The 25,170-nt window shown below is 50.4% G+C and carries 25 protein-coding genes; 6 read left to right on the forward strand and 19 right to left on the reverse strand.

Annotated features, from left to right (window positions below; all coding sequences use genetic code 11):
- Nucleotides 1-22 precede the first annotated feature (22 nt).
- The 11 genes from alr (HLG76_RS03785) to azu all read right to left on the reverse strand — a co-directional run bounded on the left by alr (HLG76_RS03785) (nt 23) and on the right by azu (nt 11,981).
- Nucleotides 23-1,258, reverse strand: coding sequence for an alanine racemase (gene alr, locus HLG76_RS03785; RefSeq protein ID WP_175993091.1), 1,236 nt, complete (start codon nt 1,256-1,258; stop codon nt 23-25).
- Between the two features lie 265 nt (nt 1,259-1,523).
- On the reverse strand, nt 1,524-2,303 hold the full coding sequence (locus HLG76_RS03790; protein WP_021023515.1) for a phosphoadenylyl-sulfate reductase: 780 nt from the start codon (nt 2,301-2,303) through the stop codon (nt 1,524-1,526).
- Nucleotides 2,296-4,011: an assimilatory sulfite reductase (NADPH) hemoprotein subunit gene (cysI, locus tag HLG76_RS03795; RefSeq protein WP_175993092.1), complete on the reverse strand. Its 1,716-nt coding sequence runs from the start codon at nt 4,009-4,011 to the stop codon at nt 2,296-2,298. The genes HLG76_RS03790 and cysI overlap by 8 nt, the downstream gene beginning before the upstream one ends.
- Nucleotides 4,011-5,819 carry an assimilatory sulfite reductase (NADPH) flavoprotein subunit gene (locus HLG76_RS03800; RefSeq protein ID WP_175993111.1) on the reverse strand — a complete coding sequence of 603 codons (1,809 nt, stop codon included), beginning with the start codon at nt 5,817-5,819 and terminating at the stop codon, nt 4,011-4,013. Before HLG76_RS03800 ends, cysI begins: the two co-directional genes overlap by 1 nt.
- A 141-nt stretch (nt 5,820-5,960) precedes the next feature.
- Complete coding sequence (locus HLG76_RS03805) at nt 5,961-6,188, reverse strand: hypothetical protein (RefSeq protein WP_021023512.1); 228 nt, start codon at nt 6,186-6,188, stop codon at nt 5,961-5,963.
- Between the two features lie 141 nt (nt 6,189-6,329).
- Nucleotides 6,330-7,838, reverse strand: coding sequence for an aldehyde dehydrogenase family protein (locus tag HLG76_RS03810; RefSeq protein WP_077576883.1), 1,509 nt, complete (start codon nt 7,836-7,838; stop codon nt 6,330-6,332).
- Between the two features lie 213 nt (nt 7,839-8,051).
- Complete coding sequence (locus tag HLG76_RS03815; RefSeq protein WP_175993093.1) at nt 8,052-8,702, reverse strand: TIGR04219 family outer membrane beta-barrel protein; 651 nt, start codon at nt 8,700-8,702, stop codon at nt 8,052-8,054.
- A gap of 161 nt (nt 8,703-8,863) precedes the next feature.
- Nucleotides 8,864-9,127, reverse strand: coding sequence for an envelope stress response protein PspG (gene pspG, locus HLG76_RS03820; RefSeq protein WP_077460001.1), 264 nt, complete (start codon nt 9,125-9,127; stop codon nt 8,864-8,866).
- Nucleotides 9,128-9,285: 158 nt separating this feature from the next.
- Entirely contained in the window at nt 9,286-10,278 is a 993-nt protein-coding gene (gene dusA / locus HLG76_RS03825; RefSeq protein WP_217706477.1) for a tRNA dihydrouridine(20/20a) synthase DusA, read from the reverse strand.
- Between the two features lie 223 nt (nt 10,279-10,501).
- Entirely contained in the window at nt 10,502-11,437 is a 936-nt protein-coding gene (locus HLG76_RS15150) for a glycosyl transferase family 90 (RefSeq protein ID WP_175993095.1), read from the reverse strand.
- Between the two features lie 97 nt (nt 11,438-11,534).
- Nucleotides 11,535-11,981: an azurin gene (gene azu, locus HLG76_RS03835; protein ID WP_021023502.1), complete on the reverse strand. Its 447-nt coding sequence runs from the start codon at nt 11,979-11,981 to the stop codon at nt 11,535-11,537.
- Between the two features lie 282 nt (nt 11,982-12,263).
- On the opposite strand from azu, the gene zur reads away from it, so the two are divergent.
- Together zur and HLG76_RS03845 are read left to right on the forward strand one after the other, a co-directional pair.
- On the forward strand, nt 12,264-12,707 hold the full coding sequence (zur, locus tag HLG76_RS03840) for a zinc uptake transcriptional repressor Zur (RefSeq protein ID WP_021023501.1): 444 nt from the start codon (nt 12,264-12,266) through the stop codon (nt 12,705-12,707).
- Between the two features lie 29 nt (nt 12,708-12,736).
- Nucleotides 12,737-13,201 carry a chemotaxis protein CheX gene (locus HLG76_RS03845; protein WP_021023500.1) on the forward strand — a complete coding sequence of 155 codons (465 nt, stop codon included), beginning with the start codon at nt 12,737-12,739 and terminating at the stop codon, nt 13,199-13,201.
- Nucleotides 13,202-13,302: 101 nt separating this feature from the next.
- On the opposite strand, the gene pgi is transcribed toward HLG76_RS03845, so the two are convergent.
- A complete protein-coding gene (pgi, locus tag HLG76_RS03850; protein WP_021023499.1) occupies nt 13,303-14,958 on the reverse strand; it encodes a glucose-6-phosphate isomerase in 1,656 nt (551 codons plus the stop codon).
- Between the two features lie 229 nt (nt 14,959-15,187).
- On the opposite strand from pgi, the gene HLG76_RS03855 reads away from it, so the two are divergent.
- Nucleotides 15,188-15,619 carry a secondary thiamine-phosphate synthase enzyme YjbQ gene (locus tag HLG76_RS03855; RefSeq protein ID WP_175993096.1) on the forward strand — a complete coding sequence of 144 codons (432 nt, stop codon included), beginning with the start codon at nt 15,188-15,190 and terminating at the stop codon, nt 15,617-15,619.
- Nucleotides 15,620-15,670: 51 nt separating this feature from the next.
- Here HLG76_RS03855 and alr (HLG76_RS03860) read toward each other — a convergent pair whose 3' ends face one another.
- Entirely contained in the window at nt 15,671-16,792 is a 1,122-nt protein-coding gene (gene alr, locus HLG76_RS03860; protein WP_175993097.1) for an alanine racemase, read from the reverse strand.
- Nucleotides 16,782-18,173: a replicative DNA helicase gene (locus tag HLG76_RS03865; RefSeq protein ID WP_021023496.1), complete on the reverse strand. Its 1,392-nt coding sequence runs from the start codon at nt 18,171-18,173 to the stop codon at nt 16,782-16,784. Before HLG76_RS03865 ends, alr (HLG76_RS03860) begins: the two co-directional genes overlap by 11 nt.
- Nucleotides 18,174-18,342: 169 nt before the next feature.
- On the opposite strand from HLG76_RS03865, the gene HLG76_RS03870 reads away from it, so the two are divergent.
- A complete protein-coding gene (locus tag HLG76_RS03870) occupies nt 18,343-19,113 on the forward strand; it encodes a YdiY family protein (protein ID WP_077460006.1) in 771 nt (256 codons plus the stop codon).
- A 61-nt stretch (nt 19,114-19,174) separates the two neighbouring features.
- Here HLG76_RS03870 and rplI read toward each other — a convergent pair whose 3' ends face one another.
- Genes rplI through HLG76_RS03895 form a run of 5 tightly spaced genes read right to left on the reverse strand, consistent with a single transcriptional unit; the run spans nt 19,175 to nt 20,799 of the window.
- The gene (gene rplI, locus HLG76_RS03875) at nt 19,175-19,624 is read right to left on the reverse strand and encodes a 50S ribosomal protein L9 (protein ID WP_021023494.1); all 450 of its coding nucleotides are present in this window, start codon (nt 19,622-19,624) and stop codon (nt 19,175-19,177) included.
- 32 nt (nt 19,625-19,656) lie between these two features.
- A complete protein-coding gene (rpsR, locus tag HLG76_RS03880; protein ID WP_021023493.1) occupies nt 19,657-19,884 on the reverse strand; it encodes a 30S ribosomal protein S18 in 228 nt (75 codons plus the stop codon).
- Between the two features lie 16 nt (nt 19,885-19,900).
- Nucleotides 19,901-20,203: a primosomal replication protein N gene (gene priB, locus HLG76_RS03885; protein WP_021023492.1), complete on the reverse strand. Its 303-nt coding sequence runs from the start codon at nt 20,201-20,203 to the stop codon at nt 19,901-19,903.
- Between the two features lie 8 nt (nt 20,204-20,211).
- Nucleotides 20,212-20,640, reverse strand: a complete 429-nt coding sequence (gene rpsF / locus HLG76_RS03890) for a 30S ribosomal protein S6 (protein WP_077460007.1) — start codon at nt 20,638-20,640, stop codon at nt 20,212-20,214.
- A gap of 18 nt (nt 20,641-20,658) precedes the next feature.
- On the reverse strand, nt 20,659-20,799 hold the full coding sequence (locus tag HLG76_RS03895) for a hypothetical protein (protein WP_158011513.1): 141 nt from the start codon (nt 20,797-20,799) through the stop codon (nt 20,659-20,661).
- A gap of 313 nt (nt 20,800-21,112) precedes the next feature.
- On the opposite strand from HLG76_RS03895, the gene HLG76_RS03900 reads away from it, so the two are divergent.
- Nucleotides 21,113-23,938 carry a glycosyl hydrolase family 18 protein gene (locus tag HLG76_RS03900; RefSeq protein WP_175993098.1) on the forward strand — a complete coding sequence of 942 codons (2,826 nt, stop codon included), beginning with the start codon at nt 21,113-21,115 and terminating at the stop codon, nt 23,936-23,938.
- 52 nt (nt 23,939-23,990) lie between these two features.
- Nucleotides 23,991-25,163, forward strand: a complete 1,173-nt coding sequence (locus HLG76_RS03905; RefSeq protein ID WP_175993099.1) for a lytic polysaccharide monooxygenase — start codon at nt 23,991-23,993, stop codon at nt 25,161-25,163.
- The last annotated feature ends 7 nt before the right edge of the window (nt 25,164-25,170 follow it).

A 25,170-nucleotide genomic window follows, 5' to 3' on the forward strand; every position in this document is an offset into this window, starting at 1 on the left:
GGCATCGCTTTTTTTGTACTGATTACTGCACGTATTCACGTGGGTTGACCGCGCCCCACCAGCTGTATATCTCAGGGAAGATCACATCCGCACTCGATTCATACTCTTCAGCGCCAATGGTCTCCTCCCCTTGCTGACCAAAGAGCACCACTTCATCGTTTGGCATCACTTGATCCGCAATCTCGGTAATATCGACCATAATGGTGTTCATGGATGAAACACCGACCACGGGGACTCGGTGACCTTGAATCAAGACATCAGCGTTGTTGCCCATTTTACGTGGCACACCATCCGAATACCCCACCGGTAGGTTCGCCAACACCGAATCACGCTTTAGCGTATAGGTACTGTCATACCCCACGGTGCTGCCTTCAGGCAAGTGATGCACAGAGGCCACTTTAGTTTTAAAGCTCATGATCGGTGGCAGTTCACGGTTAGTGGGCTGATCGCCATACAAGGCGCCTCCCGGACGAACCATATCAAGATGGCCTTCAGGAACATTCAGGGTCACAAAAGAGTTCGCCGCGTGCAGCAATACGTCTTCACGTTGAAGCCCAGCTTCCTCTATTAGCCATTCGCTGTTCGCAGTAAACTGTCCTAACTTGCTACGAACATACTCCGCTTCATAGTTAGGAAAGTGAGTCATGATACCGACGACGTTAAAGCGTGGGTCGGTAGCGATATCCACCGCAACTTGTTTGCCAGATTCCTCGTTCATCTCAATACCATTACGCCCCATACCTCCGGCATTAAAGGCCATATGGACCGGAATGGTAATATCATGCTTGTCGGCTAACTCACGCATTTGCTCGGCTTGCTCTGCCGAGCCAATGAGCTCTTGCATGTTCAATGCTAATGCACTTTCCATTTCCTGCAAGGTCGCGGTCCGTACACGCATGATCTCTCCGGTAAAGCCGCCTTCGCGCAACGTCCGAGCTTCTTCATTACTGGCAATACCAACACAGTCGATACCACTTGCAATCACGGTGGGCAATAAGCCTGCAATACCATTGCCATAGGCATCCGCTTTCATGACGGCACAGATTTTCGTCCCTTCACTGACTTGCTGTTGAACACGTTGAATATTGTTAGCAAAAGTGGCCGTGTTCACTTCCAGCCAGCCGTTGCCGTGCCCCATATAACGCTGGTTAGCATCAGACGTGGAGGGAGCTGCTGATGTATAGTCAATGACCGCCGGGGCGCCAATGGCAACGACACCGGCGACGGCAAGCGCGACTAAAGATAGTTTTTTGTTCATAAGATTCACTGTTGGTCACATTAATGGCGCATCCGTGACACGTTGCGAATAAAAGTATTAGGCTCTTATTCACTGCCTCCTAGCTTTACCCGCTATTTATAGCACAAAACACGCCACGGCTGATGAGTTACTCAGTTAAAGAGTAGACAAACTCAGTGAAATTGAACAAAAAAATGCCATCACAAGGTGACACTATTTAAGGGCCGAGAGTTAGTTACATTCTTTCTCGGCGGGGCTATTCTCGACGAGGCTATTCCCGACGGGGCTATATCTCCGAACCATCATTTAAGTCGTCCTCATGCAAGCCGCACTCGCGTTTGAGACCAAAAAACCGTGTTTGCTCTTCACGCATGCCCGGTTCTAACCGCTGGGTGGTATGAACATCCCCCACCGACACATAGCCTTTTTCGCGCAATGGATGATAAGGCAAGTCATGCTCGCGCAGGTAGTCATCGACCTGTTGGTTCGACCAATCAATCACAGGCAAGAACTTAAACACCCCATGCTGGACACTGAGTATCGGCAAATTAGCACGAGAGTCAGATTGACCTCGGCGGAGCCCAGAAAACCAGGTCCCGGCTTTTAGCTCTCGCAGCGCACGCTTCATCGGCTCAACTTTGTTGATTTGATTATATTGGCTGATCCCCTCCACGCCTTGCTCCCAGAGTTGGCCGTAACGCGCTTCTTGCCACGCGGGGGAAAGCTCAGCACGATAGACGCGCAAATCCAAGTTAAGCCGTGCAGTTAAGGTATCGATAAACCGGTAAGTCTCGGCAAATAAGTAGCCCGTGTCGGTTAAGATCACCGGAATGTCGGATTTCACCTGACTCACTAAATGAAGCATAAGCGCTGCCTGTACACCAAAGCTGGACGACAGAACACATTGCCCCTCGAGATGCTCAAGTGCCCAGGCCACACGCTCAGGCGCCGAAAGTGACTCCAAGGTGGCATTGACCTCCGCCAATGCCAAGGCTTGCTGGCTTTTATTCATCGCGGCAATGTCAGCCAAGGCTAACGTCGCATTAGGTTGAACGGTTTCAAGCATAAAAATCCCTCTTAGATACATGCACGGGGGCAATCACCTCGCGGCGGATCAAGAAATCACCAAAGTGCTCACCCACTTCACGCTCCGTTGCCCAGCGACCAATCAACTGATCCAACTCGTCAAGGATCTGACGATCGGTGATGTTCTCTTTGTACATTTTGGGGATTCGGGTACCTTCCCAATTTCCGCCTAAATGCAGATTATAGCGCCCTGGCGCTTTGCCGACCAAACCCACTTCTGCCAGCATCGCGCGGCCGCAACCATTGGGACAGCCGGTTACCCGTAAAACAATCGGATCGTTTTCTACTTGGTGTTTTTTCTGAATCGCTTCCACTTCGGTGACAAAATCGGGAAGAAAGCGCTCCGCTTCTGCCATGGCAAGTGGACAGGTTGGGAAGGAAACACACGCCATCGAATTCGTGCGCTGTACACTGTGCGCATCATCAATTAACCGATAACGACGCGCTAACGCCTCAATCTCGTCTTTTTGCGCTTCAGGGATCCCGGCAATGATCAGGTTTTGGTTGGCGGTCATTCGAAAATCGCCTTGGTGTACCTTGGCGATCTCTGCCATGCCGGTTTTGAGCGGCTTTTCTGGTGTATCACGCAAGCGGCCATTTTCGATAAATAGGGCGAGGTGGTATTTACCGTCAATCCCTTTGGTCCAGCCCAAGCGATCACCGCGACCAGTAAAGCTATAAGGCCGGCTTGGCGCAAATATTACACCAGCACGCTTTTCCACTTCCGCTTTGAATACATCCGCGCCAACACGATCAAGGGTGTACTTGGTTTTCGCATTTTTACGGTTCGAACGGTTTCCCCAATCACGTTGGGTGGTGACCACGGCCTCAGCAATCTTCAACGTATGTTCAAGCGGAATAAAACCAAAATCATCTGCGCGGCGCGGGTAGGTGTTAGTGTCACCATGGGTCATCGCCAGCCCACCCCCGACTAAGACGTTAAAGCCGATCAGCTGTCCTTGTTCGGCGATGGCGACAAAGTTAAGGTCGTTGGCGTGCACATCCACGTCGTTTTGTGGCGGGATCACCACCGTGGTTTTGAACTTACGCGGCAAGTAACGCTCACCCAAAATCGGCTCTTTATCTTGGCTGCCTTCGACTTTTTCACCATCGAGCCAAATCTCTGCGTAAGCGCGAGTTTTAGGCAGCAAGTGCTCGCTGATGCGTTTTGCCCAATCATAGGCTTGCTGATGGAGCTCGGACTCCACTGGGTTAGAGGTACACAACACATTACGGTTCACATCCCCAGCAGTAGCAATCGAGTCAATACCATATTCATGCAAGGTCTGATGCATGAGCTTGATGTTAGGCTTTAGGACACCATGAAACTGAAAAGTTTGTCGCGTGGTCAGGCGAATGCTGCCATAGAGCGAGCTTTCGCGGGCAAACTTGTCAATCGCTAACCATTGCTTAGGAGTAATGATCCCGCCCGGCATCCTCGCGCGTAGCATCACGTTATGCAGTGGCTCCAATTTTTGTTTTTGCCGCTCCGCGCGAATATCGCGATCATCTTGCTGATACATGCCGTGAAAACGGATCAGCTGGAAATTATCATCGGTAAAACCACCCGTGATCGGATCCTGCAAGTCGTGATCAATGGTGCCACGCAAATAATCACTGTCTTTTTTTAGCCGTTCATTATCGGCCAGTGGGCCCAGTGTATCGCCCGCAAATTTCTGCTCACTCATTAGTACACATCCCTTTGATAGCGCTTATCTTTGCGCAATTCGTTAATAAAGGCTTCGGCTTGCTCACGGCTTTGCTGACCCTGTGTTTGGACAATCTCGATTAACGCTTCATGGACATCTTTCGCCATTTGGTTAGCATCGCCACACACATAGAGGTAGGCACCGTTTGATAGCCATTGCCATACCGCTTCAGCGCGTTCGCGTAACCGATGCTGGACATACACTTTCTCTGCCTGATCACGGCTAAAGGCCACATCCATCCGCGTGAGTAGGCCAGATTTAAGGTATTGCTGCCATTCAACCTGATAGAGAAAATCATCAGTAAAGGTGCGATCACCAAAGAACAACCAGTTGTCACCTTGTGCCTCCCGTTGCTCTCGCTCTTGCAAGAAGGCGCGGAATGGGGCAATACCGGTGCCTGGACCAATCATAATGATCGGGGTGGCATCGTTATCAGGAAGCTTAAAGTTATCGTTATGCTCAACAAACACTTTTACTGTCTCCGCTTTCGCCGCGCGGTGGGCGAGAAAGCTCGATGCGCCGCCTTGGCGTGACGCTCCACTCTCATGCTGATACTCCACCAGCCCGACGGTGAGGTGCACTTCGTCTTCTACTTCTGCCTGGCTGGAAGCAATTGAGTACAAACGCGGGGTAAGCCGGCGCAATATCGATTGAAATTGCTCGACATTGAGAGTGACATCGGCCAGCGTCAATGCATCAATGAGCTGAGTGCGATTGGCAAACTCACGCAGTGCAGCTTTGTCTTCCGTCAAGGCGGTGAGTGTGTCGCTTTCCGACAACGCCGCCAGCGCAGTGATCTGCTGCGGGTTAGAAGCGGTGATTTCATAGTCAGTGATCAGCGCCTCGCGCAACGAAACGGCACTGCCATCCACCGCTACCGACTCGTCACCACTCAGTCCTACTTGGGCTAAAATGGCATCGGCTAATACAGGATCGTTTTGATACCACACCCCCAAGGCATCGCCCGGTTGGTATTGAATGCCGGACTCATCCAGATCAAATTCAATGTGGTAAACCGCTTTATCTGACCCACGTCCAGTAATACGCTGACAGGTGAGTAGTTCGGCTGTGTAAGGAGACTGCTTAGTATATTTAGCGTGCGAGGTGGCTTGATGGAGTGGCACCACTTGCGCGTCCCCGCTGGCCTGAAATTGTTGCTTGACCTCGGCTAAGGTTTGCTCGCGCCAGGCACTGGCTGTGGCTTCATAATCCACATCGCAATCAAGACGGGCGACCATGGGCTTAGCGCCGAGTTTTTGTAAAAAGGCGTCAAAATCTTTACCTGTTTGGCAAAAGTACTCGTAACTCGAGTCTCCTAAGCTCAAAACGGCGTAGTGAAGATGGTCAAGCTTAGGCGCTTTTTTAGATTGTAAAAATTCATGCAGCTCAATGGCATTATCAGGCGGCTCGCCTTCACCATTGGTGGAAGCCACTATCACCAAGTGGGTTTCTTTGCCCAGCTGCTTGCCTTTATAGTTATCGGTCGCAACCAACTTGGCTGGGATCCCTGCTGCCTCGGCCTCTTGATGCAACGCCTCCGCCACGCCTTTGGCATTACCCGTTTGCGAGGCATACAGAATAGTCAGGGTGTGGTTGGGCGCGGCACTGGTTTGTGGCATGGTCTTGGGTGCCACCGCTTCACCGGCAGGTGTTTGGCTTAACCCCCAAAAATAACCACTGATCCAGGCCAGCTGCTGCGGCGACAACTCCGCCACCGCTTGTTGCAACTGGCCGATTTGCTGATCATTAAGCGGGCTGGTTAACCCGGAGAGATCCTTGAGTAACATGGTGACGACATTCCTTGCTAACATTGCGTAAATGCTAGCGTAACCTCACCAGTTAATAACAATAAAGAATAGATGTGAATGTTTTATAACTTTTTGTAAGATACCATGTGTAGAAAGGAGTGCTTAAGCGGGGTCGCGGGATTAGTCGATAATGCGCACTTGCTGAAAACCAATCTCTAATGCATTCAAGGTCGCTTGATCGATATCGAGAAAACACTGCTCAACGCCGTCGGCATTCGTCAATGCCATCAAGCCTCCCGCAGCATGGCGGCATTCAACCACCCACCCTTCATTATCTAACGACGGCTCAACAAGCGCTTCAATCAAAAGCTGTTGGCGGTATAACGCACGGAGTTGTTCGGCTGTCATCGTCATTTGCCTATCGATAAAATCCACATCTTGAATTGAGCTTAGTATCAGATAGACGAGGGTGCCATGCATGGCCTTAACGTAAAACGGAGTTAGCGTGGTGCGGCATAGTCGCCGCACCGGATATCAAGATATGCTAGCTTAGAAAAAGCCTAAAGGATTAATGTCATAGCTCACCAATAAATTTTTTGTTTGTTGGTAATGACCCAACATCATTTTATGATTTTCACGGCCAATTCCCGATTTTTTATAGCCACCAAACGCCGCATGCGCCGGATAGAGGTGATAGCAGTTGGTCCACACACGTCCCGCCTCAATCGCGCGACCGACCCGATAGGCGCGGTTCATATCTCGCGTCCACAACCCCGCCCCTAAGCCATACTCGGTGTGGTTGGCAATCGCCAAGGCTTCGGCTTCATCTTTAAAGGTGGTCACCCCTATCACAGGACCAAAAATCTCTTCTTGGAACACACGCATGTCATTGTGCCCTTGCAGTAATGTCGGCTGCACGTAATAGCCGCCACCCAGGTCTTTATGGCTGCCCCCGATTAATACTTTGGCTCCCTCTTCCTGTCCAACGTTCAAATAATTCATGATCTTATCGAACTGCTCGTCAGACGCTTGGGCGCCCACCTGGGTCTCGGTATCGAGCGGATTTCCTTGTTTGATCATCCCGGCGCGCTCAATCACTTTTTCAATAAACGCATCGTAAATACTCTCTTGAATCAATGCGCGTGATGGACAGGTGCAGACCTCGCCTTGGTTGAAAAAGCCTAACAACAAGCCTTCGACCGCTTTATTGATATAGGCCTCCTCTTGCTGCATCACATCTTCAAAATAGATATTGGGCGATTTACCACCAAGCTCAACGGTTGAAGGGATCAGGTTTTCTGCCGCACAGCGCAGAATATGGTGTCCCACCGGAGTGGAGCCAGTAAACGCTAACTTGGCAATCCTTGGTGACGTGGCGAGAGCTTGCCCGGCTTCAGCGCCATAACCATTGACTACGTTAACGACCCCGGCCGGTAGCAGATCACCAATCAACTCCATCAGCAGCAAGATGGTCGTCGGCGTTTGCTCCGCCGGCTTGAGCACCACACAGTTTCCCGCCGCCAGTGCTGGTGCGAGTTTCCATGACGCCATCAGCAAAGGGAAGTTCCACGGAATAATTTGCCCCACCACACCCAGTGGTTCATGAATATGATAAGCAACGGTCCCTGCATCCAGCTCCGCCGCAGTGCCTTCTTGGGCGCGAATACAACCGGCAAAGTAACGGAAGTGATCAGCACAAAGCGGAATATCAGCCGCCAAGGTCTCACGTACGGCTTTTCCGTTTTCCCATGTTTCTGCCACTGCGAGCATCTCAAGATTAGCTTCAATCCGGTCGGCAATTTTTAACAAAACATTCGCACGGTCAGTGACGGAGGTTTTTCCCCACGCGTCTTTCGCGCCATGGGCAGCATCCAATGCCAGATCCACGTCTTCGGCGCTCGAGCGCGGTATCTCTGCTAGGGTTTCACCGGTACAGGGCGAGGTATTAGCAAAATACTGCCCTTTCACGGGTGGAACCCATTCACCTCCAATAAAATTTTGATAGCGTGATTTAAAACTTACCACTGACCCTTCTGTTCCTGGCTTTGCGTAAATCATACTCTTTCCTTATTCCGTGTTTGAGTCGATGGCGGAGCACGTACTGCCCTCTCCTTGCCGTTATGACTCAAAAATCGTGGCAGAGTTTTTTATTGCTGGATATTAGGCGAAAGTCGCAGTGAGACATATGCAACAGAGTTGGGAAAAAACAGGAAGGCATTAAAAAACCGCGCAGAGGCGCGGTTTAGGGCATAAGGCTGATAAAAAGCGAGATTAAAAGTCTAATTCAGCACCGACAAAGAAACCGGTCAGATCAAGCTCAGCTTTTTTATTAAAATAATCGAAATCGTGGTCAATCATCCGATAGCCACCACGCACATTCAGATCTGCGGCGACCAAGCCTAGTTGATAAATAAGGCCCGCCTCGGCATCTAAGGTGCTGGTGCCATCAAATTCGCCTTTGCTTACGGTGGCAAACACATTTAACGGCGTGCCTATCAAGCCAACGCGCGCATCGACATACAGGTTTGGCTGCCATTCGTCGAAGCTCTCCCCGTTGAACTTACCAGATTGAAAACGCTGTAAATTAACGCCAGCATCCACAGATACAAGATCGTTATCGAGAAACTCGTAATACGCCACGAAGTCGATTTGGTCAAAATCAACGTTGCCCGAGCGAGTGCCATCAACACTCACCGAGGTTTGACGGATCTTGGCATTCGGGATTAACGGAAGCGGGTGCTCGAGTGCCGCATAATAAGAACCCGCTGTACTGGCATCATCGGCTTCTACATTGTTGACATCAGCATCCATAAACCAGGCATCGGCGCCGACTTTTCCCCCGGCAAGGGTTGCTGCTTGAGAGGGCATGGCCAGTAGCGCGGTAAACGCTGCGGCGGCAAGCGTCATTGAAGTGGTTTTCATGAAAGTCTCCACATTGTCGATAAAAAAGTGTCGTCACGCGGAGGCGGCAAAGCCATGCCTTGTCGCCGGTAACTGATAATGATAGCAAGCTTTGTGCCGAGAAGAAGCCAAAAACAACTTATGCTGTCCGTTTGCTGTGCACACGCGCAAGTTTTCACGCTCTAGCGGCGACGGAATCGTGCCCAGCGCTTTTCATTGATGATCACTTCAGGCTCACGTTTACGGCTGCGACGTTGACGTTTGACTAACCAAACTACCAAAGCAATGACTAAAAGCCATGGCAGTAGCTTGAGCAGCGTACCGATCATCCCGGCCAACATCATCACAGCAAAACCCGCGAGCATCGCCAATACCATGCCCATAATGCTGACTCCGGTCATGAATAACACCACCGCAAAGCCAATCAGAAAAAGTAGTTCGATCATTACGATCTCCTTGTCTTGATAGCGAGACAGACTCTGCAGGTTTTAAGCCAATTTGTCACTCTATATATTCTCATTATTTCAGTACGTTAGGATTGGCTTTCCGGTCGATGTCAACGTGGTGGTTAAATGTAAACCTAAATTTAGTCATTTTCACTCAATTACGCATCAAGCCAATCGTCAGGAATGTGGCTCATCGCCGTGGTCAGCACTTCAATACTTGCTCCCGGCTTGTGCGCATTCTCACTGATATAGCGACGCCACTGCCGCGCGCCTGGCATATTTTGGAACAGACCTAACATATGGCGACTGATATGGTTCAGTTGCGCCCCTTGAGAGAGCTGTTTTTCGATATATGGGAACATGGCTTCAACCGCTTGACGACGTGTAATGCGAGGCGTTGTCATACCAAATAAACGCTGATCGGCCTCGGCCAACATAAAAGGACTCTGATAAGCTTGGCGACCAACCATCACCCCATCAAGATGCTCAAGATGCTGCTCCGCTTCCTCAAGACTTTTCACCCCGCCATTGATAGCAAGCGTCAGGTGCGGAAAATCTTTTTTGAGCTGATACACGCGTGGGTAATCCAGTGGCGGGATATCGCGGTTCTCTTTTGGGCTCAAACCGTTTAACCACGCTTTGCGCGCATGAATCGTGAACATATCACAGCCACCTTTTTCGCTGACTGTCTCAACAAAGTCGGTTAAAAATTCATAGCTGTCTTGCTCATCAATACCAATGCGGGTTTTCACCGTAATAGGCACATCGGTGACTTCTCGCATGGCAGCCACACACTGCGCCACCAGCTCAGGCTCCGCCATTAAACACGCACCAAAGCGACCGTTTTGCACCCGATCCGACGGGCAACCGACGTTAAGGTTAATTTCATCATAACCACGCTCAGCCGCCAGCTTAGCGCATGTTGCCAAATCGGCCGCATCCGAACCCCCCAGTTGCAACGCCACCGGATGCTCCTGCTCGTTATAGGCAAGGTAATCCGCTTTACCATGAATGATCGCCCCCGTGGTAACCATCTCGGTAAACAGCAAGGTTTGCCCAGATAATAAACGATGAAAGTAACGGCAGTGTCGGTCCGTCCAATCGAGCATGGGTGCAACAGAGAAACGCTGCATCACCGTTTTTGGCGTCATATCAGGGCTGGCGGCGGTTTTGCTAGGGGTAGTCATGGTCTCGAATCTCTGCAAATTACGTTGAACGACGGTCGTTTTCGACAGGCGGACGCGGATTATACACATTGCATCGGTAAGATTTAAGCAGAACCGGTTCACCAGCAGGCTTGGAGAAATAAATCGGTAATATAACAGTATGGAGACCGTTATGGGGATTGCTAAAAAGAAAGTTGAATGGTTAGCTTTAAGGTGACTGCTGCGATAACCGGAAATATTTTTCTGCGACAAGATAGCTAATCACACTTTCTCGTTGGTGATCAAAAAATTGACTTACCCATTGATGGGCGTTGTTAATAATCGTCTGTGCTTCGTGAGGGTGAGCAAGGTAGTGGTCCATCACCGCCTCGAGGTTAGAGAAATCCGCATTAACCTCGGCATAGTGAACACCGGGAATCAATCGGCCCTCCATAAACCAAGTTTCATACTCCATTGGTGGTGACAAACAAAGCGAGTTAGATGACATGATCCATTTTAAGTTGGTCGCGACATCTTTCCCTTCCACACTGAGGATAAACTTATGTTGAAGCTGCTCTTGATGTGTAAGCGGGGCTTTTCGATAAAACTGATCATCAGTACTCACAGGACGCGTATCCCCTACATCAATCGTGGAATGAGCGTAAAAGCGCTTAAGGAGCTGACGACGCTTATCATTAAAGCATCGTCCTCGCCACACCACACTATCCCGCTTTTGCAAAAAAGGCACAGGATCATCCATAAATTGAAAATGACGGATAGCATTGAGTTTCAGTAGGACAGCATTTTGGTTATCGCCATGAATCGGGCGACTTTTCACGAACGCAGGACATACAGGTACATTGATGACATCTCCACCTATATAGTGCAAAAATAACCCATCTGGAAAACGGCGCATGACTCGTAACATATCGAAAAAGTAGGCTGAGCCACAGTCTCGTTTCAAGTTACCTGTTTGGTGTTTAATGAGCGAAGGAACAAAGGAGAATGGTTGGGCCATGCGATTATAATACGCGACACGATCATCAATATAATCTTTGTGTTGGCGATAAAGCTCATCGAAGTCTCTGTCTACTATCTTACGATATAAAAACTTAGGGATAGTATTTATCGCAATATTATAGCCGTAGTATTGAAACTTCTTCACGTTTAATGACTTATCAGAAAAGTTATAGGTAGAGTGCCAAATCACAAAGACCTTGGCAAGCGAGAGAGCCGAACGATGCGCTCTCTCGCAACAAGACTTATTCGATAGTGAATTTGCCTTTCATTACCGTCCAATGGCCGGGGAAAGAGCAGAAATAAGTTAAGTCTTTGCCTTGCAACCCATCGGTTGAGAAGGTGATGGTGGTGCTTTCGCCGCCGCCAACCAACTTGGTATGTGCCAAGATACGATCATCACCTTGTGGTAGGTAATCGTTATCGGCACCCGCACCCGCGCCTTTCATGGCGATATCTTGCAGGTTAGACGTTTCCGACAGCACCCAGTTGTGGCCCATCGAGGTCACAGGCATTGAGCCTTGATGCTCCAGCGTGAGCGTGACTTCACTACAGCTTGCTGGTACGGACAACGATGACTGGTCGTAGGCCATTTTATCGCCGGTGGTGACAGTTAACTCACACTCATTGGCAGCCGCTTGCGTTGAGACAGACGCGAACGCCAAAGCGGCGAGGGCTAACAGTTTTTTCATCGGTACATACTCCTGTTATGGATGTAAAGGTATGTTTTTTATGCCTGTGGCACACTGCCATCATACTGACATGACAGCGTAAAACAGTTAGCCGATTCAAAAATCGACTGATTGTTTATTGTTTTTACTTCTATCATTACCCAAAGGTAGCTGATCGCGATCAAGTGGTCATAGACTATCTATTTACACTTGTGGCAAAGCGCATAGGATAAAGATACGCAGGGTGCGTTGGTATACAGCTATGATAAGATAACTGTCTGACTGTTAGTACTTTGAGGCGCTATGACCCAGATCACTGGTTTACTGCACCGCGCACAGCAGCTGTGTGAGCAACGTGGTGTGAGATTAACGCCGCAACGAACCCGCGTTTATGAAATTATCGCCAATAACTCACGGGCGATTACCGCGTACGAGCTGCTCGATATATTGCGTGAAACCGAGCCACAAGCGAAACCCCCAACGGTGTATCGTGCGCTAGACTTTCTATTAGCACAGGGGTTTGTGCACAAGGTAGAGTCGACCAATAGCTATATTGCCTGCTGCCACTTAGGGCATCAGGGGCACTGCTCTCAACTGCTGATTTGTGATCAATGCGGCACCGTGGAAGAGTGTCACACTGAAGAGCTATCAGAGGCATTGCGTGAGAAAGCGCGTAAAATGGGCTTTGATGTGCAACATCATGTGATTGAAACCCATGGCACTTGTGCACAATGCTTGGCTCACTAACACTGATTTGATTAGGACGGACACTCTTTATGGAAGCACAATTCGTCAACCCATTTCTTACTTCACTGATTAATGTGCTACAAACCATGGCACAGCTGGACATCCAGCCAGAGAAGCCTCATTTAAAAAAGTCAGAGATCGCAAAAGGTGACGTCTCTGGGTTGATAGGCATGGTTGGCCCACAAACCAAAGGATCATTTTCAGTCACATTTGATGAAGATATGGCACTGGAAATCATGCAACGCATGCTGGGCGAGCGTTCAGAATCCATTGATGAAGAAGTGACCGACATGGTCGGTGAAATTACTAATATGGTGACAGGCGGCGCTAAGCGGATCCTATCCGAAAAAGGCTTTGAGTTTGAAATGGCGACCCCAGTGGTTGTCTCAGGCAAAGGCCATACCATCAACCATAAAAGTGATGGCCCAGTGATTATCATGCCATTTAAGTCCCCACATGGCACAGCGTTTATCGAGATCTGCTTCGATCATTAAACAACGATGCGCAGCTTAGTCAACCCACCTATATTAAAATAAAAAACGCCGCGATAAGCATCGCGGCGTTTAGCTTTCTCAATTAATCGTAGTCGGTCAGCTTACGCTTGGCGCCACTGCTTGAATGCATTGATCAGTCCATTGGTCGAGCTATCATGGCTCTCAACCTGCTGATCATCACTCAGCTCAGGCAAAATGTTGCTTGCCAGTTGCTTACCCAGCTCAACACCCCACTGATCAAAGCTGAAAATGTTCCAAATCACACCCTGAGTGAAGATTTTATGCTCATACATTGCAATCAAAGCCCCGAGTGTATAAGGCGTGATTTTCTCAACCAAAATAGAGTTGGTTGGACGGTTACCTTCAAACACTTTAAAGGGCGCGATCGCGGCCACGTCTTCGGCCGATTTGCCCGCTTTCACTAGCTCGGCTTCGACTTGCTCACGGCTCTTACCAAAGGCTAATGCTTCGGTCTGAGCAAAAAAGTTCGCCATCAGTTTAGCGTGGTGATCGCCAATCGCGTTGTGACTATGCACGGGGGCAATAAAGTCACACGGGATTAACTTAGTGCCTTGGTGGATAAGCTGATAGAAAGCATGTTGGCCGTTTGTACCAGGTTCACCCCAGATGATTGGGCCCGTTTGATAATCGACCGGATTACCGTGACGGTCGACATACTTACCGTTTGATTCCATGTTGCCTTGCTGGAAATAAGCGGCAAAGCGATGCATATACTGATCGTACGGTAAAATCGCTTCTGATTCAGCACCGTGGAAGTTGTTGTACCAGATACCAATTAACGCCAACAACACCGGCATGTTTTGCGCCATGGGTGCGGTTTTAAAGTGGTTATCCATTTGATGTGCGCCATCGAGTAAGGCGACAAAATTGTCAAAGCCGACGCCTAAGCAAATCGATAGACCAATGGCTGACCACAGTGAATAACGGCCACCAACCCAGTCCCAGAACTCGAACATGTTGGCCGTATCAATCCCAAAGTTCGCAACAGCATCGGCATTGGTTGAAAGCGCCGCAAAATGCTTCGCCACCTGGCTTTCATCTCCAGCGGCCTTCATAAACCAGTCACGCGCCGTGTGCGCATTGGTCATGGTTTCTTGGGTGGTAAAGGTTTTTGAAGCCACCAAGAACAACGTCGTTTCAGGGTTAAGGGCTTTTAACGTTTCGGCCATGTGGGTGCCATCAACGTTAGAAACAAAGTGTAAATTGAGGTGGTTTTTGTAGGCTGCCAGCGCTTCAGTGACCATGTAAGGGCCAAGATCTGAGCCACCGATACCAATGTTCACCACATCGGTAATTGCTTTACCGGTATAGCCTTTCCACTCACCGCTGATCACACGCTCAGAGAATGATTGCATTTGCGCGAGTACTGCGTTGACGTGCGGCATGACATCTTCGCCATCCACCATAACAGGCTGGTTGCTACGGTTACGCAACGCAGTATGAAGCACGGCTCGGTCTTCTGTACGGTTGATTTTCTCACCATTAAACATCGACGTAATCGCGTCTGAGACGCCCGTTTCGTCTGCCAATGCCAACAACTTGGTCAGGGTTTCTTCGCTGATCAGGTTTTTGGAATAATCCAACAGAATGCTGTCTTCAAATTGCGTTGAGAAATGGGCAAATCGGTCTGGATTATCCGCAAACAGATCCGCCAGTGTATAGTCCTGTGCTTCTTCAAAGTGGGCGGTCAGTGATTGCCACGCCACGGTTTGTGTGGGGTTCGTTGTCTTTAGCATCATGTCATCCAAATCGCGTTGTGAGTGCTGCTGTGGGTATCACAGCAGGCTGGAGTCCTGTATAACGTCAGCACCACCATGCTGTACGCAGCGGTTATTGGTGTAATATTACATAATCATGGCTCGATTCTCACATGCAATCGCTGTGAGTAGGTTGCGATTAATCATAGAATAGTTGGATCGCCTTTGGGCTAACTGATTACGATAGAGATCACAACAAGGATTGCTTATGTGGTACCAAACTGAAATTCGCTTACGCCCGCGCTCTCGAGGCTTTCACCTTGTGACCGACGAGATCATCGACGCACTGCCTGTGTTGCATGATATTGAGATGGGGGTGATGCAGGTATTTATCAAACATACCTCAGCCAGTTTAACCCTCAATGAAAATGCGGACCCCACCGTGCGTCAAGATATGGAGTCCCATTTTAATCACTCAGTGCCCGAGCGTGCGCCCTATTACCGTCATACCTATGAGGGGGATGATGATATGCCGGCACATATTAAGGCGTCTTTGCTGGGGGCCAGTGTCAATGTCCCTATCACTCAAGGACACCTCAATCTCGGTACGTGGCAAGGGATTTATTTAGGCGAGCACCGTGATCAGGGCGGTTCACGTACGCTGGTCGTCACACTTCAAGGCGCGCCTACCGCGGGCTAATCAACCGAGACAAAGCAGCCCCGAGGCGTTTAGCGTATCACTGCGTTTCGCTCACCCCCTCGGGGAGGGATTGGTTAGATATTGACGTGGGACGCGGCCTGTCACCTGGCAGACAAGTTCATAACCAATCGTATCAACCAAGCGCGCGATGCGCTCAACCGGGAGCTCGGGTCCCCACAACACCGCTTCATCACCCACCTTATCGGTCGCATCTGGACCCAGATCAACGGTGATCATATCCATTGAGACGCGCCCAGCCAGCGGTACTTCTCGACCATTGAGCCATACGGGCGTGCCGTCAGGTGCAGAACGCGGATAGCCGTCGCCATAGCCGATCGCAATCACGCCAATCAAGGTATCGCGCGAACTGCGCCAACGCGCGCCATAACCTACCGGCTCGCCAGCTTTGAGACGACGCACAGCCATGACCCGCGATGTCAGGCGCATTGCCGGCTTCAAACCAAGTGCGTCGCCTGTTAATTCAATACGAGAGGAAATGCCATACAGGCAAATACCTGGGCGCACCCAATCAAAATGACTTTGCGGCCAAAATAACGTGCCGGAAGATGCAGCCAATGAGCGTTCACCGGGCAGCCCTTCCGTAACGCGCGAGAAGGTGTCAATTTGCGCTTGGGTGATCGGATTATCCATTTCGTCCGCGCAGCCAAAATGACTCAAGTAACCAATCTCAGGCGCTACATTGTCGCAAGCATGCAGGGCAAAAAGTGCACCAGGCACCTGATCCGGTTCAAAGCCTAGCCGATGCATGCCTGAGTCCACTTTTAGCCATACCGACAAAGGCGAAGGCAGGGTCGCTTGTGTCAGCATTGCCACTTGCTCATCACAGTGCACCGTGGCGGTCAGTTGGTGCTCAACCAATAACGGCAGCTCATCCGCTTCGTAGAAACCCTCGAGTAGCACAATGGGTAAGGTAATGCCCGCTTGACGCAGCGTCAGAGCTTCTTCTATCCGCGCCACCCCAAAGGCATCGCTATAAGGCGCCAACGTCGTCGCAACGGAGGTTAGCCCATGACCGTAACCGTCCGATTTGACCACTGTCATCACTTTGCTATCGGGGGCTTTGCGACGCATCACTTGGATGTTGTGCACCATGGCCTCGGGATCAATGAAGGCGCGAGCCGCATTGGTCATGGTAGACAGATCACTCATCATCAAACGCGGGTCCTGCATAATTATCAAAACGTGAGTACTGGCCTTGGAAGGTCAAGCGCACACTACCAATCGGACCGTTACGCTGTTTACCAATCAGGATTTCTGCAATCCCTTTCATGGCACTTTCTGGGTTGTAGACTTCGTCACGATAAATAAACATGATCAAGTCAGCATCTTGCTCAATCGCACCCGACTCACGCAGGTCCGAGTTAACGGGGCGCTTATCAGCACGTTGCTCCAACGAACGGTTAAGCTGCGATAGCGCCACTACAGGCACATTCAGCTCTTTCGCGAGCGCTTTCAGTGAACGCGAAATTTCAGCAATTTCCAAGGTCCGGTTTTCTTGTAACCCTGGCACGCGCATCAGTTGCAAATAGTCGACCATGATCATGCTCACGCCACCATGTTCGCGCGCCACACGGCGGGCTCGCGAGCGCACATCAGTCGGTGTTAGGCCGGAACTATCATCGATGTACATGTTCTTTTTCTGCATCAAGATCCCCATCGAGGACGAGATACGCGCCCAATCTTCATCATCTAATTGGCCGGTTCGGATCTTGGTTTGGTCAACCCGTGATAACGAGGCCAACATACGCATCATCAGCTGCTCAGCCGGCATCTCGAGCGAGAAAATCAATACAGGCTTTTCTTGATCCATGGCTGCGTTTTCACACAAGTTCATCGCAAAGGTCGTTTTACCCATCGATGGTCGTGCCGCGACGATAACGAGATCAGAAGGCTGTAAGCCTGCCGTTTTCTTATTAAGATCGGTAAAACCCGTCGATACGCCGGTAACCCCGTCTTGCGGTGACTTGAACAGCTCTTCAATGCGCTCTAGGGTGCGACTCAGTACCGAGTCAATGTGCTGTGGACCTTCGGTTTCACTAGTCCGAGACTCAGCAATCGCGAAGACTTTACTCTCCGCCATATCGAGCAAATCTTCTGAGCTTCGCCCTTGGGTATCATAGCCCGCATCGGCAATTTCATTGGCTACCCCAATCAGGTTGCGCACCATGGCACGCTCACGCACAATGTCGGCATACGCCACAATGTTAGCGGCGCTCGGGGTGTTTTTCGCCAGCTCCGCCAAGTAAGCAAAGCCGCCCACATCGTCGAGCGTTCCCGCCTTTTCGAGATGCTCAGACAAGGTGATGAGATCAAGCGGCTTCCCCTCATCCAGTAGCGATTTGGTCGATTCATAAATCAACCGATGGGGTCGGCTATAAAAATCATGGCCGACGACTTTTTCCGCAACCGCATCCCAGCGTTCATTATCCAACATTAAACCACCTAAAACCGACTGCTCGGCCTCTATCGAGTGTGGTGGCACTTTGAGGTTAGCGACTTGCTGATCTTTTGCGGGTTTACGATTGTCTGCCATAAAAACTCACCTATTGCTAATGGAGGTCATTATACCCGCTGTCCTCGTGGGACGCTGCCCCATGAGACATTTTTTTCCAAACGCTGAATGACCTCCTCGAATTCTAACCCAAATTTGACTATCACAATGCAAACAGCGCTTAGCATAGCGGCGCCTTAGATTGCGTGAGATGAAAGTAGTGAAGTCTTTTTGTCAGCCCGTGTGGTTATCAATTTGGATGGTATGCGGGGTCCCTGCCTATGCAAGTGACGATAATAAAACATCAGAATCACCTTGGTCAGCCGATATTTCGCTCGGTTATCAGCGCCTCGGTGGTAACTCAGATTCTCAAACCATCAATAATGCGCTCACAGGTCAATATCAAGTTGAGCAATACAGTTATCAAGCCAGCATTAGCCTGTTGCAAGTTGAAAAAGATGGTGAAGAGGACAAACGTAAAACAGAGCTAGAGTCGCAAGCTAATATGCTACTTGGTGACAGAAGCTATGCGCTACTCAATGCCACTTATGTCGCCGACCGTTACGGCCCTTATTATGACGATTTTATGCTGGCAACGGGTTTAGGTTATCACTGGCTTCAAAACGCTAAGGTCACATTAAGCACCGAGATAGGCCCAGGTTTTCGTTACCAACAACCGAACGTCGATGAAATTGATGATGACGATTTGATCATGCCTTACTCAGTCAGTGAATCAGTGATACGTGGACAGGCAAGAGGAGAGTGGCATATGCTCGATAATGTCAGTTTAGAAGGAAGAAGTATTATCATTTCAGGGAGCAGTAATACCAGTGTCGAAGGATCACTCACTTTGGCATCAACCATTACTGAAAAGTTATCGATAAAAATAACCAGCAAACAGACTTACATGACAGATGTCCCTCCGGGACTAAAAAATCGCGACAGTATGTTCACGGTCGGTATTCGTTATCAATGGTTATAAACCGCTGAAAAAACAAAAAGCCAACCCGAAGGCTGGCTTTTTATCGAAACCTTGTTGCTAATTACATAGCAACAACGTTCACGTTGACGGTCGCGAAAACATCATAGTGCAGTTGCACGCTGATTTCGTACTCGCCAGTGTGACGCAGTGCGCCTTCTGGTAGACGAACTTCGTTTTTAGCGATTTCAACGCCCGCTGCAGTCACAGCGTCAGCGATATCACGGGTACCGATAGAACCAAACAGTTTACCTTCATCACCCGCTTTCGAAGCGATTTCAACCGCTTCTAGTGCTTCAACTTTCTCAGCACGCGCTTGAGCAGCAGCCAGTTGCTCAGCAACTTTTGCTTCTAGCTCAGCACGACGTGCTTCAAAATGTTCAATGTTGGCTTTGGTTGCCATAACAGCTTTACCCTGAGGGATAAGGAAGTTACGTGCATAACCAGATTTAACAGTTACCTGATCACCTAGGCCACCCAGGTTACCGATTTTATCAAGTAGAATAACTTGCATTCTTCAATCCTCTCTAACTTGGACAGTTCCGATTACTGATGCTTGTCAGTGTACGGCAGCAGGGCCAGGTAACGAGCGCGCTTGATAGCACGAGCCAGTTGACGCTGATACTTAGCACGAGTACCAGTGATACGGCTAGGTACGATTTTACCTGATTCGGTAATGTAATTTTTTAGAGTCGCTACATCTTTGTAATCGATCTCTGTGACGCCTTCTGCAGTGAAACGGCAGAATTTACGACGACGGAAGAAACGTGCCATGGGCTTATCTCCTGATCTAAATGTCTATAATAGTGTCGGCATGCAATACCAATTTTCCCTCGCCTTGTCGGCTGGTCTGGTAAGCAATAAAACCGCTTACCTTGATATGGCTACCTAAAGCTAAATTTTGCGTTTGTTGTGTTGACCCTTGCCCACTCACAACCACAGATAAACGACAAAAAACTTGTCGAGGGAAGTCAGCTTCAACCTGCGTGGAACGATGCTCTAACACAAAGTGACAGTGCGGAACGCCTGCAGGGCTTTGGCGACGGACCGGACCTTTACTGATAACACCAGCAAGCTCCAACCGATTGGTCATCACAGCAATTACTCAGCTGCGTTTTCGCCTTCAGCTTCAGCTTCCGCTTTTGCTTCTGGCTTCGCTTCCGCACGCTCTTCACGCTCAGGGCGATCTTCACGCTTAGCAGTACGCTCTTCTTTAGCCTTCATCATGACAGATGGCTCAGTGATAGCGTCTTTAGTACGCATGATCATGTTACGGATCACTGCGTCGTTGAAGCGGAACATGCTTTCTAGCTCGTCAATCACAGCCTGCTCGGCTTCTACGTTCATCATAACGTAGTGTGCTTTGTGCAGTTTGTTGATTGGGTAAGCCAGTTGGCGACGGCCCCAGTCTTCTAGACGGTGGATCTGACCGCCTGCATCTTTAATAGACGCAGTGTAACGCTCGATCATGCCAGCAACTTGCTCGCTCTGATCAGGGTGCACCATGAATACGATTTCGTAATGACGCATTGAGTTGCTCCTTACGGATTAATCAGCTTCCACAATTGGCTCGGTCGTCCAGCGGAAGCAAGGAACGGAAAAGAAAAGACCGAGAATCAGGCGCGAGATAGTACAGAATTGCAGCGTCATAAGCAAACGGATTTTGTCTTTATCGGTTGGTTGTTCCATGGCATCCCCGAAAAAAGCATGACCAATTTCAAAAAAAATAAGAAATCAAGCCTGAAAACTGTCAATTATGTGCGAATTACTACCAACATCACGCTATGGATGCACTTCTTTTTTACCAATAATTAATTTATGAACCCACGCTCAAATTATGACATTCCCGCCTCCTTTTCTTGGCAGTTAATGCCCAAAATAATCTTTTTATTGCCTATGCTTGAGCGGAAAAGCCGTTTTTAGTGCAAAAAGCGTAGGGGAAGACCTCATCAATCACTGACTGTATTGATGAAATTCGTTTCAAAAATTTTTGGAGCAAAATATGAAGATAGTAACACCATCGCGTATGGTCGCACTTGGTTTGGCAGGGCTCGCATTAAGCAGCCCCAGCGTACACGCTGCAGTTGATTGCCAGCCATTATCCGATTGGCAGAATGGCAATACCTACACTAAAGGGGATCAAGTAAAAACAGATAACACCGCCTATGAAGCGAGGTGGTGGACGCAAGCCGACCCGGCCACCCAATCTGGCGAATGGAAAGCGTGGAAAATCCTCGGCCAGTGCGCGGGCAGCGTCAACCAAGCCCCTACCGCAACCTTAACCGTCTCTCCGTCTGGACCGATTGAGGTTGGTGACACACTCACCTTCACCCTTGCCGGGACCGACACGGATGGCACGGTGACCTCATTCGCGCTCTCACAAGGCGACACCCTATTGTATGAAGGCGCCGAGGCGACCACCATTGACTGGCAAGCCGAACAAACGGGGCGTTTTGCCTTTACCCTCACCGTGACCGACGACAAAGGCGCTACCGACATTCAGACATTGCAACAGGTGGTGGGTGATGACCAAACTGGCGGCGATGAGTATGCCTGTCGTCCGGCTGGTTTATACACCACCCCAGATGTCGAGGTGCCGTATTGCTCTGTGTATGACGAAAACGGCCTTGAAGACATGGGGGCCGATCACCCTCGCCGTGTCATCGGTTATTTCACTAGCTGGCGAAACGGTGCCAACGGCCAGCCTGCTTATTTAGTCAGCGATATTCCTTGGGACAAGATCACCCACATTAACTACGCCTTTGCCCACATCAACGCGGACAACCAACTGTCTATCGGCGATCCCAATGCCCCCGACAACCCCGCGACCCAGATGACTTGGCCGGGCGTGGCCGGCGCAGAGATGGATCCGACCCTGCCGTACAAAGGCCACTTTAACTTGCTCAACAAGTATAAAAAGCAGCACCCCGACGTGAAAACGCTGATCTCCGTGGGCGGCTGGGCCGAAACCGGGGGCTACTTCGGTGAAAACGGCGAGCGCATCGACAGTGGCGGTTTCTACACCATGACCACCAATGCCGATGGCAGCGTCAACCAAGCCGGCATCAAGGCTTTCACCGACAGTGCCGTCGCCTTCTTGCGCCAGTATGGCTTTGATGGTCTGGACATTGATTATGAATACCCATCGTCGATGAAAGACTCAGGCCACCCTGACGATTTCGAGTACTCCAACCCACGTCGCGCGCACTTGAATAAATCCTATCAAGTACTGATGAAGTCGCTGCGTGAAGCGCTCGATAAAGCCAGCGCGCAAGATGGCAAGCACTATATGCTGACCATTGCCGCACCGTCATCGGGTTACTTATTGCGCGGGATGGAAACCTTCCAAACCACCCAATACTTAGATTACGTCAACATCATGAGCTATGATCTGCACGGGGCATGGAACGATCATGTTGGCCATCAAGCGCCGCTGTATGACACCGGAGAGGATTCCGAACTTAAACAGTGGAATGTCTACCAAACCCCTGAATTTGAAGGGATTGGCTATTTAAATACCGATTGGGCAGCCACCTACTTTATGGGCGGTATGTCTCCCGGCCGCATCAATATCGGTATCCCGTATTACACCCGCGGCTTTAAAGACGTGCAAGGTGGCGACAAAGGCCTTTGGGGACGCGCGCCATTGCCAAACCAAAGCGAGTGCCCAGCCGGCACCGGTGTCGGTGAGAAAAACAAATGCGGCAACGGTGCAGTCGGGATAGATAACCTTTGGCATGATGTGGACGAGCTCGGCAACGAAGTGCCTGCCGGCTCCAACCCTTTATGGCATGTGAAAAATTTGCTCGATGGCAAACTACCGGCCTATGCGGCAGAGTACGGGCTCGACCCTGAGCAAGATCCTAGCGACCGTCTCACCGGTAACTATCAAGCTTATTACGATGACATCGCCAAAGCGCCATGGGTTTGGAACGAAGAAAAACGCGTATTCCTGTCAATGGAAGACGAAACCTCGATGGCCGAAAAGGTCGACTACGTGGTCAATAAGGGCCTAGGCGGGGTGATGTTCTGGGAGCTGGCGGGGGATTATCGCTATGATGATCAGCGTCAAGCCTACTTTATGGGTGACACCCTGACCTCGCTGGCGTACCAAACCTTTAAGCAAGCGGGCAGCGACTACTCACTACAACGTGGCGACGCCAATTTCCAAGTGCCAAGCGAGCAAGTGGATGTCACGCTTGACGCGCTGAACTTCCCAGTGGGCGATGACAACTACCCTATTCGCCCCACGTTCCGCTTTACCAACCACTCCGATCTGGACTTATCGGGCGCCACCATCAGCTTTGATGTGCCAGTGTCTACCTCGGCCATTTTTAAATCTGACTGGAACGCCCAGAAAAAGCTGCGCATGGAAGTGGTGCGTGATAGCAGCAATGCCAGTGGTAACAACATCGGCGGGTTTGATGCCACCCATCATCGCTTTGCCATCACCTTGATTAACGAATGGGGTGGTATAGAGCAAAGCTTTAAGCCGGGTGAAACCTTGGACGCTCAGGTGATGTACTACATGCCTATCACCAACCCAACCAATATCACCATCGAAAAAGATGGCCAGCGCTATGCGGTGAAGCAGGAGTATCCAAGCCTTCCGCCTGCGCTTCCCGGTAGCACCAGCCAAAGTGGCGGAGAGTCTCAGTGTCCTGGCGTCGATATCGCCAGCCTGAGTACCTACCCCAACTGGCCTAACGGGGTCAATCATGCCAGCGGTGGCGACCAACTTATCTACCAAGAGGCGGTATGGGAAGCCAAGTGGTGGACCCAAGCGGCACCCGGTGGTCAAGCTTGGCGCCAAGTCTGCGGCCTCTAATCCATTTCTAGTCTTGAATGCGGGGGCTGCGTGCCCCCGTTAAGGAGTCGTTATGTTCAAGTCTTCGTTTACTCAACTTTCCTGCCGCACCGCCGTGGCCCTTGCGCTGGTCGCAAGCAGCACACAGGTGATGGCACATGGCTATTTAGAAAGCCCCAAAGCGCGCCAGGCGATTTGCCATGAGCAAGGGGGCTATTGGTGGCCTTCAGATGGGTCAGGTATCCCTAACGCCGCCTGTCGCGCTGCGTTCTTAGAATCGGGGCACTACCCGTTTGTGCAACACCATGAATCGGCGCAATTGGTGGCGGATTACCGTAATATGGATGCGGTGAAAGCGGCCGTTACCGATGGTAACTTATGTGGCGCCGGCGATCCCAATAAAGCCGGGATCAGTTTGCCCTCATCGGATTGGCAACGCACCGAGGTCACCCCAGATGGCAATGGTCAAATTGACGTGCGCTTTCGCGCCACCACACCTCACAACCCAAGCTTTTGGGAAATTTATCTGACCAAGCCAGACTACAACGGCGCGACCGATGCGCTGACGTGGGATGATCTCGAAAAGATCGACACCTTTGGCGATCTGCCCATTGTGATCGGCGATAACGGTAACCGGTATTATGAGATGACCGTGACCCTGCCCGCCGATCGTCAAGGTGATGCCATTATCTATAGCCGTTGGCAACGTATTGATCCGGCCGGAGAAGGCTTCTACAACTGTGCCGACATTACCATCACCCCTAGTCAGACCGCACCCGCCCAATGGCACGAGCTAGGATACTTTGTCCAACATCCACAAATGGCAGCATTGGGCGATCGCGTGCGGGCCCGCTTGCACAATCGCCAAGGCCAAGAAGTGGTGGATGTCACACTCACCCTGACGGACCAAAATGTGACGAATTGGCCACACGCGCTGGCCAGCCTTATCGAGCAACAGGCTAACGAGCCCTTACGTATCGGGGTGATGCGCCACGGCGAGATCCAGTTTAATGCCGATGACGTGGTGCAAAACCAAGTCTTTAGCCATCACGATAGCTATAGCTTCAACCTGTCGGTGATCCCGGCTACCGACGAACCCACCAGCAACCTGCCCGCATGGCGCGCATCTGAGGTCTATGTGGCCAAGGATCGCGTGCGCTACGGCGATAACATCTACCAAGCAAAATGGTGGACTAGAAACGAGCAACCCGGCGCTGCCCTTGTTTGGCAACGCGTGACACAATAAGGAGCAA

This window comes from Salinivibrio sp. EAGSL (assembly GCF_013366455.1).
In the GTDB taxonomy this organism is placed as follows: Bacteria; Pseudomonadota; Gammaproteobacteria; order Enterobacterales; family Vibrionaceae; genus Salinivibrio; species Salinivibrio costicola.

Coding starts and splice junctions, on each gene's coding strand:
- HLG76_RS03905 (WP_175993099.1), top strand. CDS start 23,991: ATGTTCAAGTCTTCGTTTACTCAACTTTCCTGCCGCACCGCCGTGGCC.
- HLG76_RS03790 (WP_021023515.1), bottom strand. CDS start 2,303: ATGCTTGAAACCGTTCAACCTAATGCGACGTTAGCCTTGGCTGACATT.
- HLG76_RS03855 (WP_175993096.1), top strand. CDS start 15,188: ATGTGGTACCAAACTGAAATTCGCTTACGCCCGCGCTCTCGAGGCTTT.
- azu (WP_021023502.1), bottom strand. CDS start 11,981: ATGAAAAAACTGTTAGCCCTCGCCGCTTTGGCGTTCGCGTCTGTCTCA.
- rplI (WP_021023494.1), bottom strand. CDS start 19,624: ATGCAAGTTATTCTACTTGATAAAATCGGTAACCTGGGTGGCCTAGGT.
- HLG76_RS03870 (WP_077460006.1), top strand. CDS start 18,343: ATGAAAGTAGTGAAGTCTTTTTGTCAGCCCGTGTGGTTATCAATTTGG.
- HLG76_RS03895 (WP_158011513.1), bottom strand. CDS start 20,799: ATGGAACAACCAACCGATAAAGACAAAATCCGTTTGCTTATGACGCTG.
- alr (WP_175993097.1), bottom strand. CDS start 16,792: ATGATGAGTGATCTGTCTACCATGACCAATGCGGCTCGCGCCTTCATT.
- priB (WP_021023492.1), bottom strand. CDS start 20,203: ATGACCAATCGGTTGGAGCTTGCTGGTGTTATCAGTAAAGGTCCGGTC.
- pspG (WP_077460001.1), bottom strand. CDS start 9,127: ATGATCGAACTACTTTTTCTGATTGGCTTTGCGGTGGTGTTATTCATG.
- dusA (WP_217706477.1), bottom strand. CDS start 10,278: ATGACGCCAAAAACGGTGATGCAGCGTTTCTCTGTTGCACCCATGCTC.
- HLG76_RS03900 (WP_175993098.1), top strand. CDS start 21,113: ATGAAGATAGTAACACCATCGCGTATGGTCGCACTTGGTTTGGCAGGG.
- zur (WP_021023501.1), top strand. CDS start 12,264: ATGACCCAGATCACTGGTTTACTGCACCGCGCACAGCAGCTGTGTGAG.
- rpsF (WP_077460007.1), bottom strand. CDS start 20,640: ATGCGTCATTACGAAATCGTATTCATGGTGCACCCTGATCAGAGCGAG.
- HLG76_RS03815 (WP_175993093.1), bottom strand. CDS start 8,702: ATGAAAACCACTTCAATGACGCTTGCCGCCGCAGCGTTTACCGCGCTA.
- HLG76_RS03865 (WP_021023496.1), bottom strand. CDS start 18,173: ATGGCAGACAATCGTAAACCCGCAAAAGATCAGCAAGTCGCTAACCTC.
- HLG76_RS03845 (WP_021023500.1), top strand. CDS start 12,737: ATGGAAGCACAATTCGTCAACCCATTTCTTACTTCACTGATTAATGTG.
- rpsR (WP_021023493.1), bottom strand. CDS start 19,884: ATGGCACGTTTCTTCCGTCGTCGTAAATTCTGCCGTTTCACTGCAGAA.
- pgi (WP_021023499.1), bottom strand. CDS start 14,958: ATGCTAAAGACAACGAACCCCACACAAACCGTGGCGTGGCAATCACTG.
- HLG76_RS03810 (WP_077576883.1), bottom strand. CDS start 7,838: ATGATTTACGCAAAGCCAGGAACAGAAGGGTCAGTGGTAAGTTTTAAA.
- alr (WP_175993091.1), bottom strand. CDS start 1,258: ATGAACAAAAAACTATCTTTAGTCGCGCTTGCCGTCGCCGGTGTCGTT.
- cysI (WP_175993092.1), bottom strand. CDS start 4,011: ATGAGTGAGCAGAAATTTGCGGGCGATACACTGGGCCCACTGGCCGAT.
- HLG76_RS03805 (WP_021023512.1), bottom strand. CDS start 6,188: ATGACAGCCGAACAACTCCGTGCGTTATACCGCCAACAGCTTTTGATT.
- HLG76_RS03800 (WP_175993111.1), bottom strand. CDS start 5,819: ATGTTACTCAAGGATCTCTCCGGGTTAACCAGCCCGCTTAATGATCAG.